General features: G+C 69.2%; 14 protein-coding genes. 5 read left to right on the top strand and 9 right to left on the bottom strand.

Translation table 11 applies throughout. From position 1 onward, the window contains the following. Window positions 1-8: 8 nt before the first annotated feature. Genes ACFQRE_RS06670 through glmS form a run of 5 tightly spaced genes read right to left on the bottom strand, consistent with a single transcriptional unit; the run spans window position 9 to window position 6154 of the window. Window positions 9-1232: an alpha/beta fold hydrolase gene (locus tag ACFQRE_RS06670; protein WP_380120190.1), complete on the bottom strand. Its 1224-nt coding sequence runs from the start codon at window positions 1230-1232 to the stop codon at window positions 9-11. Further along, on the bottom strand, window positions 1232-2407 hold the full coding sequence (gene alr, locus ACFQRE_RS06665) for an alanine racemase (protein ID WP_380120188.1): 1176 nt from the start codon (window positions 2405-2407) through the stop codon (window positions 1232-1234). Before alr ends, ACFQRE_RS06670 begins: the two co-directional genes overlap by 1 nt. Window positions 2408-2441: 34 nt before the next feature. After that, window positions 2442-3932 carry a bifunctional ADP-dependent NAD(P)H-hydrate dehydratase/NAD(P)H-hydrate epimerase gene (locus ACFQRE_RS06660; protein ID WP_380120186.1) on the bottom strand — a complete coding sequence of 497 codons (1491 nt, stop codon included), beginning with the start codon at window positions 3930-3932 and terminating at the stop codon, window positions 2442-2444. A 10-nt stretch (window positions 3933-3942) separates the two neighbouring features. After that, the gene (locus ACFQRE_RS06655) at window positions 3943-4293 is read right to left on the bottom strand and encodes a holo-ACP synthase (RefSeq protein ID WP_380120184.1); all 351 of its coding nucleotides are present in this window, start codon (window positions 4291-4293) and stop codon (window positions 3943-3945) included. A gap of 1 nt (window position 4294) precedes the next feature. After that, window positions 4295-6154 carry a glutamine--fructose-6-phosphate transaminase (isomerizing) gene (glmS, locus tag ACFQRE_RS06650; RefSeq protein ID WP_380120182.1) on the bottom strand — a complete coding sequence of 620 codons (1860 nt, stop codon included), beginning with the start codon at window positions 6152-6154 and terminating at the stop codon, window positions 4295-4297. Between the two features lie 97 nt (window positions 6155-6251). On the opposite strand from glmS, the gene coaA reads away from it, so the two are divergent. Next, a complete protein-coding gene (gene coaA, locus ACFQRE_RS06645) occupies window positions 6252-7262 on the top strand; it encodes a type I pantothenate kinase (protein WP_380120456.1) in 1011 nt (336 codons plus the stop codon). A gap of 24 nt (window positions 7263-7286) precedes the next feature. Continuing rightward, window positions 7287-7760, top strand: coding sequence for a hypothetical protein (locus ACFQRE_RS06640; protein ID WP_380120180.1), 474 nt, complete (start codon window positions 7287-7289; stop codon window positions 7758-7760). 39 nt (window positions 7761-7799) lie between these two features. On the opposite strand, the gene ACFQRE_RS06635 is transcribed toward ACFQRE_RS06640, so the two are convergent. The 3 genes from ACFQRE_RS06635 to ACFQRE_RS06625 all read right to left on the bottom strand — a co-directional run bounded on the left by ACFQRE_RS06635 (window position 7800) and on the right by ACFQRE_RS06625 (window position 11310). Next, complete coding sequence (locus ACFQRE_RS06635; RefSeq protein ID WP_380120178.1) at window positions 7800-8555, bottom strand: aggregation-promoting factor C-terminal-like domain-containing protein; 756 nt, start codon at window positions 8553-8555, stop codon at window positions 7800-7802. Between the two features lie 252 nt (window positions 8556-8807). Continuing rightward, complete coding sequence (locus tag ACFQRE_RS06630; protein ID WP_380120454.1) at window positions 8808-10100, bottom strand: PhoH family protein; 1293 nt, start codon at window positions 10098-10100, stop codon at window positions 8808-8810. Between the two features lie 448 nt (window positions 10101-10548). After that, entirely contained in the window at window positions 10549-11310 is a 762-nt protein-coding gene (locus ACFQRE_RS06625; RefSeq protein WP_380120176.1) for an isoprenyl transferase, read from the bottom strand. Window positions 11311-11399: 89 nt separating this feature from the next. Between ACFQRE_RS06625 and trhA the strand changes: the two genes are divergently transcribed. Continuing rightward, window positions 11400-12098: a PAQR family membrane homeostasis protein TrhA gene (gene trhA / locus ACFQRE_RS06620; RefSeq protein WP_380120174.1), complete on the top strand. Its 699-nt coding sequence runs from the start codon at window positions 11400-11402 to the stop codon at window positions 12096-12098. A 242-nt stretch (window positions 12099-12340) separates the two neighbouring features. Here the strand turns inward: trhA and mca are convergent, their stop codons facing one another. Continuing rightward, on the bottom strand, window positions 12341-13282 hold the full coding sequence (gene mca, locus ACFQRE_RS06615) for a mycothiol conjugate amidase Mca (protein ID WP_380120171.1): 942 nt from the start codon (window positions 13280-13282) through the stop codon (window positions 12341-12343). A gap of 101 nt (window positions 13283-13383) precedes the next feature. Here mca and ACFQRE_RS06610 point away from each other — a divergent pair, with 101 nt between their 5' ends. Together ACFQRE_RS06610 and greA are read left to right on the top strand one after the other, a co-directional pair. Beyond that, window positions 13384-13746, top strand: coding sequence for a DUF4307 domain-containing protein (locus ACFQRE_RS06610; RefSeq protein WP_380120169.1), 363 nt, complete (start codon window positions 13384-13386; stop codon window positions 13744-13746). A gap of 205 nt (window positions 13747-13951) precedes the next feature. Next, complete coding sequence (greA, locus tag ACFQRE_RS06605; RefSeq protein WP_380120167.1) at window positions 13952-14440, top strand: transcription elongation factor GreA; 489 nt, start codon at window positions 13952-13954, stop codon at window positions 14438-14440. Window positions 14441-14480: the final 40 nt, after the last annotated feature.

The following is a 14480-nucleotide window of genomic DNA, read 5'->3' as shown; positions in this document are numbered from 1 at the left end:
GTGCTCGCTCACGAGCTCGCCTTGCTCGTGCTCGTGCTCGCGCTCTTGCTCTTGGACTTCTGCGTGGTCTTCGCCGGGGACTTCGACGAGGCCTTCGCCCGGCGGACGAGGCGACCCTTGGCGATGTCGATGACCTTGCGGCGCACACGAGGCTTGTCGCTCGTCGCGACACCTGCGGCCGCAGCGGCTTCGGCGCGGTCGATGAGGGCGAGGATCTGAGCGGTGACGACCTCGGGGTGCTCGATCATGATGAGGTGCCCGGAGTCCTCGACGACGACGTGCTCGGCACCCGGCAGCAGCTCGACGATCTCGTCGCTGCGTCGCGGTGGCGTGAGCAGGTCGCCGGTGCCGTTGATGACGAGGACCTGCTTGTCGAGCAGGGCGGCGAGGGTCTCGTGCTCGTCGTGGCTTCGCAACGCCGGGAGGAAGGCCGCCATGACCTCGAATGGTGTGGCGAGGATGAGGTCGGCCGCGAAGCGCACCGTCGCCTCGCTCACCGGCGAGTCGAACGAGAAGCGGTCGACGAGCAAGTCCTCGACGTTGCGCCCGATGCGACGCACAGGGGCCAGCCACTTCTGGTGGGGCGCCAGCCGTGACAGGACGTGGGGGCCGGCCTGCCCGATCGCGCGCCCGACCAGCGGACCCAAACCCAGGTCGGTGAGGCCCTCTCCCCCGGCCGCGGTCGAGACGAACGCCACGGCCAAGACGCGTTCCCGCACGAGTTCGGCGTGGAGCCGGGTGAAGGCCATCGTCGTCATGCCGCCCATCGAGTGGCCGACGAGGACGATGGGGCCGTCAGGGCAGGTCGCGTCGATGACGGCGCGCAGGTCGTTTGCGAGTTGCTCGATCGTGCAGTGCTCGAGGTCGGAGATCTCCGATTCGCCATGGCTGCGCTGGTCCCAGAGGACGACGCGGTAGCCGGCCTGCACGAACGCGCGCCGCTGCAGCACCCACCCACGCAGGCTGAGGCAGTAGCCGTGCGACATGACGATCGTCGGGAGCGCGGGGTCGAGGTCGTCCGGGGTGTCGACCTCGACGTGGAGGTTGACCCCATCGGTCGCGATGACCTTGAGTTCGAGGTCGGCCGTGTGCGCAAACCCGTCTGCGGGATCGAGCGCACCCAGGCGACGGCGGGCTGCTGACGCGCGGTCGACAGCCACACCCGCAGCCGCGGCACCAGCGGCCGCAGCTGCTGCCGCACCGAATCCGACGGCCTTGCCCACGCTCACCATCAGGCCTCGCCCCCGACGAAGAGGCGCGGCAACCGGTCGCTGATGCGCGTGACGATCTCGTAGTTGATGGTGTCGATGGCCGTCGCCCAGTCCTGGGCAGTCGGCTCGTCGTCCACCCCACGACCGAGGATGACGACCTCGTCACCGGCACCGCCGGCATACCCGGCGCCCAGGTCGAGGACGAACTGGTCCATGCAGACCCGGCCAGCCACGGTCAGCCGACGATCGCCGACCTTGACCGGTCCGAGGTTGCCTGCGTGCCGTGGGATGCCGTCGGCGTAGCCGATGGGCACGAGCCCGAGCACGGTGTCCTCGGGGGTCGTGTAGATGTGGCCGTAGCTCACGCCCTGGCCCGCCGAGGCCTCCTTGACGAGGGCCAGGCGTGCCGTCACCCGCATGGCCTCGCGCAAGCCGAAGTCCTGCGGGGAACCCAGACCGGGCACCGGCGAGAGCCCATAGACGGCGAGTCCGGGACGCACGACGTCGAAGTGGGCGTTGGGGTTGGTGAGCGTGGCGGCGGAGTTCGCGAGGTGCCGGAGCTGCGGGCGTATGCCGGCTCGCTCGAGTTCCGCTGCTGCCTCGACGAAGCGTTCGCGCTGGGCCAGGACGGTGGGGTGCTGAGGGGCGTCGGCGAGGGCGAAGTGCGACCAGACGCCGACGACCTCAACGGCGCCCTCGGCCACGACGGGCCCGAGCGCGGCGATGAGATCGGTCCAGCCCTGACCCAACGCCCCGTTGCGCCCGAGGCCCGTGTCGACCTTGACGTGGATGCGCGCGGCGCGGCCCCTCGCTCGGGCAGCCGCGACGACCGCGTCGAGGGCCCACGGCGCGGAGACCGAGATGTCGATGTCGGCGTCGATGGCCGCCCCGAAGTCGACTCCGGGCGCATAGAGCCAGGTCAGCAACGGTGTCGTGACACCGGCGGCCCGCAGGTCGAGGGCCTCGTTGAGCTGGGCGACCGCGAGCCAGGTCGCGCCACCGGCGACAGCGGCGCGGGCGCTCGGGACAAGTCCGTGGCCGTAGCCGTTGGCCTTGACGACGGCCATGACCTCGGCGCCGGGTGAACGGCGGGCGAGCTCCCGGACGTTGTCGGAGATCGCGTCGAGGTCAATCGTCACCCACGCCGATGCGCCCTCGGGCGGTGCGGCGGAGACGGGGGCAGCTGGCGTGGTCATGAGGCCATCAAGTCTAGATGCGCGGTGCGTGCCTTCAGCCGCGGGTCAGAAGGTGGGCAACTGCATCGGGTATGCCGTGTGCGACCCGGAGCGCTCGCACCGGACCTCCCGCGCTGGCTCGGTCGGCGGTGACCCCGTGGACGAGGGCGCCGAGGGCGCCCGCGTCGGCCGGAGAGAGACCCGCGGCGAGGAGCGTGCCGAGGAGCCCGGCCAGGACGTCACCGGCGCCGGCGGTCGCGAGCCACGGGGGCGCGTCGGCCTGGGAGCACACTGGCTCGCTCGGGTCGGCGGGCACGACGAGCGTCGTCGAGCCCTTGAGCAGGACGGTCATGCCGGTGCGATCGGCGAGGGCGCGAGCGTGACGCAGGGGCTCCGCCTCGACGGTCGCACGCTCGACGGTGACGTTCTTGCGTGACCGGCGGCTGGCACCGAGACGCGTGAGCAGGGTCGCGAGCTCGCCGGCGTGCGGGGTGAGGAGCGTGGCTCGGTCGCGGCGCGCCTCGATGACGTCGTCGTCCACGAGGTCGAGTCCCCCGGCGTCCACGAGGACGGGTGGCTCCCCCGCGAGGGCCGCCCGGGCCACGTCGAGCTGGGTCGTGGCGTCACGCCGGGTGGAGGTGACGTCGAGCCCGGGTCCGATGACCCAGGCCTGGACCCGACCTTCACCGTGGACGGCCTCAGGGACGGCAGCACGGACGAGCCCTTCGGGCGTGGGCGTGCCGACGTAGCGCACCATCCCGGCACCGGCCTCGACCGAAGCCGTGACGGCGAGAACCGCTGCTCCCGAATAGTTCTCGCCTCCGGCGACGATCCCGACGACACCTCGGGAGTACTTGTCGTCGTCCGGACCGGGCACGGGCCACAGGTCGACCACGTCGTCGAAGGTCAACCGGACCACGGCCGGACCAGTGTCGAAGGTGAGACCGATGTCGACGACGGTGAGCATGCCGCACGCCTGCTCGGTGGGCGGGAGGAGGTGAACGGGCTTGGCCACCGAGAACGTCACCGTCTCGTCAGCGAGGACCCCATCGGGATCGAAGCCCAAACCGTCCGCAGCCTGCCCTGACGGCAGGTCGACGGCGATGACGTGCGCGTCGTCGGGGATGGCCGCAACCCACGCCGCCGCCTCCTCGGGCAACCCCGGACGTCCGCCCAGCCCAACGATCCCGTCGAGCACGATGTCGGCCTCAGCGATGTCCTCGAGCGCCTCGGCGCCGGTGACGAGCACGACACCCGCAGCACGCGCAGCCTTGAGCGCACCCTCGTGGACGCGCGAAAGGTCCAGTGCCGCAGCGCAGCTGACGCCGGACTCCGCGAGCTGCGCCACGGCATACAGGGCATCTGCTCCGTTGTTTCCGCTGCCCACGAGGGCGACGACGGTCTCGGCGCCGAGCTGCGAGACGCGAGCCGCAACGACATCGGCGAGCCCCTCGACGGCGCGCGCCATGAGCTCACCCGAAGCGAGCTCCTCCTCGAGAAGGGCCTCGGCGGCATACACGTCTTCGGGCGACCAGGCCTCGATCACGAGGGACTCCTCAGGATTCGGCAATGACGACGGCAGAGGCGATCCCTGCGTCGTGGGACAGCGACACGTGCATGTGCTTCACGCCGAGCTCGGCGGCACGCGCGGCCACCGTCCCGATCATCTCGATGCTCGGGCGACCGGTGTCGTCGCGCACCACCGTGGCGTCGGTCCAGGCGAGTCCGACCGGAGCACCCAAGGCCTTGGCCAGCGCCTCCTTCGCGGCGAATCTTGCTGCGAGAGAACGCATCGGCAACCCCCGCTCACTCTCGGTGAACAGGCGGGTGAGCAACCCCGGCGTGCGTTCGAGCGTCTCAGCGAAACGCGCGATGTCGACGACGTCGATCCCGGTGCCGACGATCACGTCACTCGACCGTGACGCTCTTGGCGAGGTTTCTCGGCTGGTCGACGTCGAGGCCCTTGGCCGTCGAGAGGTGCAGGGCGAACATCTGCAACGGCACGACGGTCAACAGCGGCTGGAGCAGCGGCGACGTCTGGGGCACGCGGATGACCTCGTCAGCGAAGGGCACGACGTCCTCGTCACCCTCCTGCGCGATGACGATGGTGCGGGCGCCGCGAGCCCGGATCTCCTGGATGTTGGAGACGACCTTCTTGTGCAGGTCGTGCGGGGTGTCCGGTCCGGGGACGACGATGAAGACCGGCTGACCGGCCTCGATGAGCGCGATCGGACCGTGCTTGAGCTCGCCGGCGGCGAAACCCTCGGCGTGGATGTAGGCGAGCTCCTTGAGCTTGAGCGCGCCCTCCATGGCGATGGGGAAGCCGACGTTGCGACCGAGGAAGAGCACCGAGCGGGTGTCGGCCATGAAGCGGGCGATCTCCTTGACCCGGTCCAAGTTGCCCAGGAGCTCCTCGAGCTTGGCGGGGACTTCGTGCAGCTCCTTCATCACGGACTGCGCGTCATCGGCGAAGGCGCCGCCACGCAGCTGGGCGAGATAGAGGCCGAGGACGTAGCAGGCGGTGATCTGGGCGAGGAACGCCTTGGTCGAGGCGACGGCGATCTCGGGCCCGGCGTGCGTGTAGAGGACGGCGTCGGACTCACGCGGGATCGTCGAGCCGTGGGTGTTGCAGACCGAGATCGTCAGCGCGCCGAGTTCGCGGGCGTGCTTGACGGCCATGAGGGTGTCCATGGTCTCGCCGGACTGGCTGATGCTCACCACGAGCGACCGCTCGTTGACGATGGGGTCGCTGTAGCGGAACTCGTGCGCCAGCGCCACCTCGACGGGAATGCGGGTCCAGTGCTCGATGGCGTACTTCGCGACCATTCCGGCGTACGCCGCAGTGCCACAGGCGACGACGGTGATGCGGTCGACGTTCTTGAGCTGCTCCTCGCTGATGCGGAGCTCGTCGAGGACGAGGCGACCGCTCTCGTCGGTGCGACCCAGAAGGGTGTCGCCGACGGCGTGGGGCTGGTCGAAGATCTCCTTCTCCATGAACGTCGAGTAGCCACCCTTCTCGGCGGCAGCGGCGTCCCACGTGACCTCGTAGGCCTTGCCCTCGGCGGGTTCGCCGTCGAAGGTGATGACCTCGTGGCCCTCGGGGGTGATCGTGACGATCTGGTCCTGGCCGAGCTCGAGCGCGTGGCGCGTGTAGCCGATGAAGGCCGCGACGTCGGAGCCGAGGAAGTTCTCGCCCTCGCCGAGACCGACGACGAGCGGGCTGTTGCGACGGGCGCCGACGACGACGCCGGGCTGGTCGGCGTGCACAGCGAGGAGGGTGAACGCACCCTCGAGGCGGTTCACGACCTGCTGCATGGCCTTCGTGAGGTCGCCGGTCTCGTCGAACGCGCGGCCGACGAGCTTGGCCGCGACCTCCGTGTCGGTCTCGCTGAGGAAGTCGACTCCCTGCGCGAGGAGCCCCTTCTTGAGCGAGTGGAAGTTCTCGATGATGCCGTTGTGGATCAGGGCGAGCTTGTCGTCGGTGCCGCCGTGGTGCGGGTGGGCGTTGCCGTCGGTGGGTCCACCGTGGGTCGCCCAGCGGGTGTGGCCGATCGCCGTGCGCGAAGCCGCGAGGGGGTGCGCCTCGAGGGCACCGCGCAGGTTCTCGAGCTTGCCGGCGCGCTTCTGCGACTGGACGCCGTCCTGCGTGACGAGGGCGATCCCGGCCGAGTCGTAGCCGCGGTACTCCAGGCGAGCCAGGCCCTCCATGACCACGCTCTCGGCGCGATCATCCATGGCACTGCCGACATATCCGACGATTCCACACATGGCCGCAAGCGTAATGGCTGCGATCGCGCTTCCCGAACCACCGCGTCGCGCGCCGGAGGTCGCGTATGCCCTCCCCTTGCGCGACATGTGCGCCACAATGGCGCCCGTGTCTACCACGCCCCTCGTTCCCCCGTCCGGGTCAGGTCCCCTGCCCGGGTCGGAGCCGACGGCGTCCGTGCCCTCGCCGTACCTCGACTTCTCCCGCGCCGACTGGGCGGCCCGTCGAGAGAACCATCCACTGAGCCTCACCCCCGGCGACATCGGCCGGGTCCGAGGGCTGGGTGATCGCGTCGACCTGCGCGAGGTGGAGGAGGTCTACCTCCCCCTGTCGCGGCTGCTCGCCTTCTACGTCAACGCGACGGCCGGGCTCCACCGGGTCACGACCGACTTCCTCGGCGACCGACCGGCGAAGGTTCCGTTCGTCATCGGCATCGCCGGGTCCGTGGCCGTCGGCAAGTCGACGACGGCGCGCGTCCTGCGCGAGCTCCTGCGCCGCTGGCCGCAGACGCCCCGGGTCGACCTCATCACCACAGACGGCTTCCTCCGACCCAACGCTGACCTCGAGGCGCGAGGACTGTTGCAGCGCAAGGGCTTTCCCGAGTCCTACGACCGCGGTGCGCTCCTGCGATTCGTCGCAGACGTGAAATCCGGTATGCCGCGTGTCGTCGCTCCGGTGTATTCGCACCTCACGTACGACATCGTTCCGGGCGCCGAGATCGTCGTCGACCAACCGGACGTGCTCATCGTCGAGGGGCTCAACGTCCTGCAGCCCGCGACCGTGCGTTCGGACCTGCGGACGCGTCAGGTGCTGTCGGACTACTTCGACTTCTCGGTCTACGTCGACGCCCCCGTGGAGCAGCTGCGCACCTGGTACGTCGAGCGGTTCCTCCGGCTGCGCGAGACCGCGTTCGCGGACCCAGAGTCCTACTTCCACCGCTATGCGGCGCTCACAGATGCCGAGGCGCGCGAGACCGCAGCCGGCATCTGGGAACGGATCAACGAGCCGAACCTGCTGCGCAACGTCCTGCCCACCCGCGACCGAGCCACCCTCGTGCTGTCCAAGGGTGCCGACCACGCCGTGACGAACATCCGCCTGCGCCGTCTCTGACCTCCCCTCCCTAGGGTGGGCCGAGTGGAACTCACGACTGCACCGCTCGTCGGGCGCCCTCACTGGACCCAGCGTTTTGCCAGCGGCCTGGGCGGGGGCCTGTTCCTCGCGATCGGCCTCATCGTCCTCGTGAAGGGCGAGTGGCTCGGTGCGCCCCTGGCCCTGTTTGCCCTCTTCGTCCTCGCGGACCTGTGGCGCAAGGTGACCGTGTCCGACACGAGCCTCAGTGCTCGCGGCCGGGTGATGAGCAAGCAGGTCGCACTGTCGGAACTCACTGACGGCGGGCTCTCACCCCTGAGCCGCATCTGGGTCCAGCCGCGCGACGGCCGCCCGTTCTACCTGCGCATGGTGTCGCAGTACGGCAAGGCGGGAGCCGTCGGGGTCGAGGACTTCCTGCCGCAGTTGGCCATTCGAGTGGAGTCCGTTGGCGGGCACATCAAGGCTACTGACGACAAGCGAGCCCACCCGAGGGGGACGCACCCGCTCTTCAGCGCGTGAGCGACAGCGTGACAGCGTGGGCGCAGGGCCCGCGCCGGCTCAGTACCAGTGCGGGTAGCGGTTGTTCCAGAAGTCCCAGGCGCCACACGGGGTGCCGTAGGACTGCTTGATGTAGTTCAGGCCCCACTTGATCTGGGTGACCGGGTTGGTGCGGTAGTCCGCGCCGACAGTGGCCATCTTGCTGGCGGGCAGGCTCTGCGGGATGCCGTAGGCGCCCGAGGATGAGTTCTCGGCCTTGAAGTTCCAAGAGCTCTCGCCCTCCCAGAGGAGGTTGAGGCAGCCCCACTGGCGATCGCCACTGAAGCCGTAGTCGCTCATGAGGGCCTTGGCTGCACCACGGGGGTCGGCCTGGGCACCGGCGATGAGCGAGGCGCGCTGCTTGTCGCGCGCCACCTTCTGCGCAGCGGCCACGCGAGCCTTGGCCAGGGCCGCGGCCTTGGCCTTGGCCTGTGCGGCGGCGGCGTCAGCCTTGACCTTCGCCGCGGCCTGAGCCTTGGCCTCGATGGCGGCACGCTGCGCGTTGGCGCCGGCCCGCTCGCTCGAGATGCGGCTGCTGTCGGCGAAGCTCTCCTTGGCCGACTGTGCGGCCTGGGTCATCGCGGCCGCGCTGAGGGTGAAGGGTTCGGAGTCGGCGACGGCGTCGTTGGTGCCGACCCCGACTGCTCCGGTTCCGACGAGGGCGAGGGCCATCCCTGCCGTGACGGCGGGGCGACGCGCGATGCTGAGCGCCTGCGTCAGGGGTCCCTCGGATGGACGGGCGTGGCGCCCGCGGTGGGTTCCGCGGTACCGGCTCATACGAAGGGTTCCTCTCACGACACAGAACAGCCCGGCTGACGGAGCAGTCGGGCTGCGTTACCAAATCGAGACCAACTTAACGCGATGACCCTCGAATGGCCAAACCGGGCCCTTCGCCGGTGGCCCCCAGACGGGCGCACATTCACCGAACGGGCACGACTCGGACCACACCCTGCCACAGCGTGGGTATGCCGGTCGCTCGGGGTGAGCGACCGGCATACCGAACCGTTGTGCGCGGTCGACAGCGAACCCTCAGAGGTCGCCGTGCTCCTGCTCCAGCAGGTCCGTCACGAGGGCCGCGATGGGGCTTCGCTCACTGCGGGTGAGGGTGACGTGGGCGAAGAGCGGGTGGCCCTTGAGCTTCTCGATGACCGCGGCGACACCGTCGTGACGGCCGACGCGCAGGTTGTCGCGCTGGGCCACGTCGTGGGTCATGACGACCTTGGAGTTCTGGCCGATGCGCGACAGGACCGTGAGGAGGACGTTGCGCTCCAGCGACTGGGCCTCGTCGACGATGACGTAGGCGTCATGCAGGGAGCGACCACGGATGTGGGTCAGCGGCAGGACCTCGAGCATGCCGCGGTCGAGGACTTCCTCGACGACCTCGCGCGAGACGAGCGCCGACAACGTGTCGAAGACCGCCTGGCCCCACGGGTTCATCTTCTCCGACTCGGAACCGGGGAGGTAGCCAAGTTCCTGGCCGCCCACGGCATACAAGGGCCTGAAGACCACGACCTTGCGCTGCTGGCGGCGCTCCATGACGGCCTCGAGGCCGGCGCAGAGGGCGAGAGCGGACTTGCCGGTGCCCGCGCGGCCGCCGAGGCTGACGATGCCGATGTCGGGGTCGAGCAGGATGTCGAGGGCGATGCGCTGCTCGGCGCTGCGGCCGTGCAGACCGAAGGCGTCCCGGTCACCCTTGACGAGTCGCACCTGCTTGTCCGCACCGACGCGGCCCAGGCCGCTGCCGCGGGGCGAGAGCAGCTTGAGGCCGGTGTGGCACGGCATCTCGGCCGCACCCATGTGGTCGAGCCGGCCGTACTCGTAGAGGTGGTCCATCTCCTCCACCGTGACGTCCACCTCGGCCATCCCCGTCCAGCCGGAGTCGACCGCGAGCTCGGCGCGGTACTCCTGCGCCTCCATGCCGCACGCCGAGGCCTTGACCCGCATCGGCAGGTCCTTGCTGACGATCGTGACGATGCGACCCTCGTTGGAGAGGTTCTTGGCCACGGAGAGGATGCGGGTGTCGTTGTCCCCGAGCCGGAATCCGGCCGGGAGTGACGACGAGTCCGTGTGGTTGAGCTCCACCCGCAACGTGCCACCGTCGTCACCGACGGGCACAGGGGCGTCAAGGCGACCGGCCTTGATCCGCAGGTCGTCCAGGAGGCGGAGCGCCGCGCGGGCGAAGAACCCCAGCTCGGGGTGGTGCCGCTTGCCCTCGAGCTCCGTGATCACCACGATCGGGAGGACGACCTCGTGCTCCTTGAACCGCAGGATCGCCCGCGGATCGGAGAGCAGGACCGACGTGTCCAGGACGTAGGTCAGCATCGGCGACTCGGCAACTTCCAGGAAGTCGGGAGCAGTCGATTCGGAGGTTTCGCCGTTGGCCGCTCCCTTCGCACTCGCGCGCTTGCGCTGGCGAGTGGCGCCGGCACTGGTCGTCGGTGAGGTAGCGGTGGAACTCGAGGGTGTGGCCACGGCGGGGCTCCTAGGCGCGCACGATCTGGATGTGCGCTGACTCGAAGGTGCGGATCCCGGTCGGCTCACTGCCACGAGCAGGGAGCCGGGACCGGTCCCTCCTCCGGAGCGTGGTGTGCTCCATGCGATGGGCCTCCCGAACGCATCAGGGTGACGCGTTGGGAGTGACGCTACGTCCGGCACACGCTCACCTGTCACGCAGGCGCGCCGCGTGTCGAGCTGTTCACGCAGGCTTTGCACCGCAGCCGTGAAACCCCTGAGTCGGGCGGGGCCAATGTGACGCAAGCGACAGATGTGTTCAGGTGCCGAACCGGCGATTGCGCTCCCCATAGGCCCGCAGGGCCCGCAGGAAGTCGACCTTGCGGAAGTCGGGCCAGTAGGCCTCGCAGAAGTAGAACTCGGAGTGGGCGCTCTGCCACAGCAGGAAGCCGCCGAGCCGCTGCTCCCCCGACGTGCGGATGACGAGGTCGGGGTCGGGCTGGCCCTTGGTGTAGAGGTGGTCGGCGATGTGCTCGACATCGAGGACCTCGGCCAGCTCCTCGATCGTCGTGCCGCGGTCGGCGTGCTCGAGGAGCAACGACCGGACGGCGTCGGCGATCTCGCGACGGCCTCCGTAGCCGACGGCGATGTTGACCAGCAGGCCATCGACCTCGGCCGTGCGAACTGCCGCGCCCTCCAGGCGATCCCGCGTGGCCGCCGGAAGGAGGGACAGGGCGCCGACCGGGTTGAGCCGCCACTGGCGCGAGTCGGCGAGCTCGTCGACGGTCCGCTCGATGATGCGCAGGAGGGGACGCAGCTCGGACTCGGCGCGACTGAGGTTGTCGGTCGAGAGCAGCCACAGGGTGACGACCTCCACCCCGACCTCCTCGCACCACGCGAGGAAGTGGGCGATGTTGTCGGCGCCTGCCTGGTGACCCTCGCTCGTCCCGGCCCCCCTGGCCTTGGCCCAGCGGCGGTTGCCGTCGAGCATCACCCCAACGTGGCGAGGAACACTCTCCGGAGGCAGTCGCTTGGTCAGCCGACGCTCGTATGCCGCATAGAGAACATCGCTGAGCGCCATGTCGTCACCGTACCGCTGGGCGCACGGCGAGATGTGGACCACCTCACCGGCTCGGAACCTACGCAAACGTAGGTATCGTTGTAGGGAACATGGACAAGGGACGTGAACCCCGCACCATCGACGCTCTCGAAGAGCGTGTCGATGCGGTGCTCGACGTCGTCAAGCCCAAGTTGCGCGGCTGGCTGCACCTGGCCATGGCGCCGATCGCCTTCATCGGCGGCCTCGTCCTGGTCGTCCTGAGTGACACGGTCGAGGCACGGGCCGCCGCTGCGGTGTTCACCCTGACGGCGGTGCTGCTCTTCGCGATGTCGGCGGTCTATCACCGCGGCAACTGGTCACCTCGCTGGGGCAATGCCCTGAAGCGGATCGACCACTCCAACATCTTCCTCATCATCGCGGGCAGCTACACGCCGTTCGCGCTGCTGCTCCCCCGCAACCAGGCCATCACCCTGCTGGCCATCGTCTGGGGCGGAGCAATCGCCGGGGTCGCCTTCCGACTCCTGTGGATCCACGCGCCCCGATGGCTGTACGTGCCGGTCTACGTCGCGCTGGGCTCGGTCGCGATCTTCTTCCTCGGTCCGCTACTTCGTCACGCCGGGCCCACGGTCGTGACCCTGGTCATCACCGGTGGCGCGCTCTACACGATCGGCGCCATCGTCTACGGCATCAAGCGACCCAACCCCTCGCCCCAATGGTTCGGGTTCCACGAGATCTTCCACACCCTGACGATCCTCGCGTTCATCACGCACTACATCGCCGCCTCGATCGCGCTCTACGACCGCGTCTGACTCGGCGTCCGACCCAGCGGCGGTGGCCTCAGCGGCCTTGCTGCGGTAAGACATCCGGCGCAGGCGTGCGTTCATGTTGCGCATCAGGAGCCACAGGGCGATGGCGAGGAACAGGAACGCCACGAACGCCCACAGGCCGGGCGCTGCCTGCTGGCTCGGAGTGCCATCGGTCGCGGTGCTGGGACTCGGCGAAGGCGTCACGGACAGCGGGAGCCGGGCGATGTGAGTGAGCAGCGGAGTGATCATGCGGTGCGTTCCTTGCGTCCGTCGTGCGCGATGGTGAGTCCCGGTGAGGTCGCGAGCGCATCGGCCCCGGCGACGTCGGTGGGCAGCCCGGCGAAGAGGTCGTCCTCCCCCTCGGCGATGGGCACGTACGACAGCCCCGCCTCATAGTCCTCCCACGGCCAGACCCGCGCCTGCTCCTCGCGCGAGACCTTGAAGAAGTTGCCGTCGGGGTCGATCTGCGTCGCGTGCGCCAGGAGCGCCTCGTCGCGCCGCTCGAACCACGCGTCGCACTTCACCCGAGTGGTGACCGCACGCTCACGTTCCGGCGGCCAGTTCTCGAGCCACGCGGCATACGGGCTCTCCTCACCGAGCGCGGTGAGGGCCTCGTGGAACGCGACGACACGTCCGCGGCTGAACGTCTGGTTGTAGTAGACCTTCAGCGGCTGCCACGGCTCACCAGCAGTGGGGTATGCCGTCGGGTCGCCTGCCGCTTCGAAAGCCGCCATCGAGACCGTGTGGCACATGATGTGGTCCGGGTGGGGGTAGCCACCGTTCTCGTCATAGGTCGTCATGACGTGAGGGCGGAAGCGCCGGATCTCGCGCACGAGGGCCTCGGTGGCCACCTCGACCGGCTCGAGGGCGAAGCAGCCCTGGGGCAGTGCAGGCAACGGATCGCCTTCCGGGAGACCGGAATCGACGAAGCCGAGCCACGTGTGATCGACGCCGAGGATCTCCTGGGCGCGGCGCATCTCGTCGCGTCGCACCTGGGCGAGGTCGCGCAGGATGTGCGGGTCGTTGGCGAGCTTGGGGTTCAGCACGTCGCCGCGCTCACCTCCCGTGCACGAGACGACGAGGACGTCATGGCCCTCGTCGACATACTTCGCCATCGCCGCGGCGCCCTTGCTCGACTCGTCGTCGGGATGCGCGTGCACACACATGAGACGGAGGCGGTCTGCCACGAGAGGGTCCTTTGAGGATCGGGTGGTCGCACAGGCGACAATGGGCTCGCTCCATCTTCGCACTCGCTGCGCTTCTCACCACTCCCGACCCAGGACCCTCGATGCCACTTCCTCGCCCCGCCCCCGGCACCACTCGCTGGTGGGTGATCGGGACCATCGGCATCTCGCTCATCGTCGCCGTCATCGTGTGGTTCGCGCTCGCCTCGGCCAACGCGCTCAGGGCAACCGTCACGGCATACAAGGTGGTCAGTGACGCGCAGATCTCGGTGTCCTACGACGTGCACCGGCCCGACGGCGCGGCGGTGCGTTGCACCGTCGAGGCCCAGGACACGCGCCACGGACGCGTCGGCACGATGAGCGACGACGTCCCGGCCGGCGCGAAGTCGGTGAACCGCACGGTGAGCGTGCGCACCAGTGCCCGCGCGGTCGTCGGAGTCGTCTCGTCCTGCGTGCGACTTCCCTGAGGAGAGCCCGCTCCCAGTGGGCGCTGACGCGTGACAACGTGCTTTCCTGCGGGGACGTTGCTATCCTTGTTCTTTGCAGCAACGGGTCTGGGGCCCACCGAACCGCACGAGGTTCAGGCCCCGGACCCTTTCACGTAGGACCACCATCCCCTTGTTCCAGGCGGCTGACCCCGCTTCGTCAAGGGCACCCGAGGAGTGAACTTCAGTGAGCGAGACCGTCGTCAAGACGAGCTACCTGACCCAAGAGGCGTTCGATCGCCTCAAGGCCGAGCTCGCAGAGCTCTCCGGTCCGGGTCGGGCCGACATCGTCGCCAAGATCGAGGCCGCCCGCGAAGAGGGCGACCTCAAGGAGAACGGTGGCTACCACGCTGCGCGCGAGGAGCAGGGCAAGAACGAGGCCCGGATCCGCCAGCTGACCCAGCTGCTCGAGAACGCCATCATCGGTGAGACCCCTCCCGACAACGGCATCGTCGAGCCGGGGATGCTCGTCACGGTCGAGATCTTCGGCGACAAGGAGACCTTCCTCCTCGGTTCCCGCGAGATCGCCGACGGTTCGCTGCAGGTCTACAGCGAGCAGTCGCCCATCGGCTCGGCCGTCAACGGCCACAAGGCCGGTGACACCGTGAGCTACGAAGCGCCGAACGGCAAGCAGGTCGACGTCAAGATCCTCGATGCGAAGCCCTTCACCGGCTGACCAGACCCCCCTCGGCACCACCAGTCGAGAGTGGACGAAA

This window comes from Knoellia pratensis, from assembly GCF_042666395.1.
In the GTDB taxonomy this organism is placed as follows: Bacteria; Actinomycetota; Actinomycetes; order Actinomycetales; family Dermatophilaceae; genus Knoellia; species Knoellia pratensis.
Note: the sequence above shows the minus strand (reverse complement) of the source record. Positions and strands in the feature narration are given on the sequence as shown.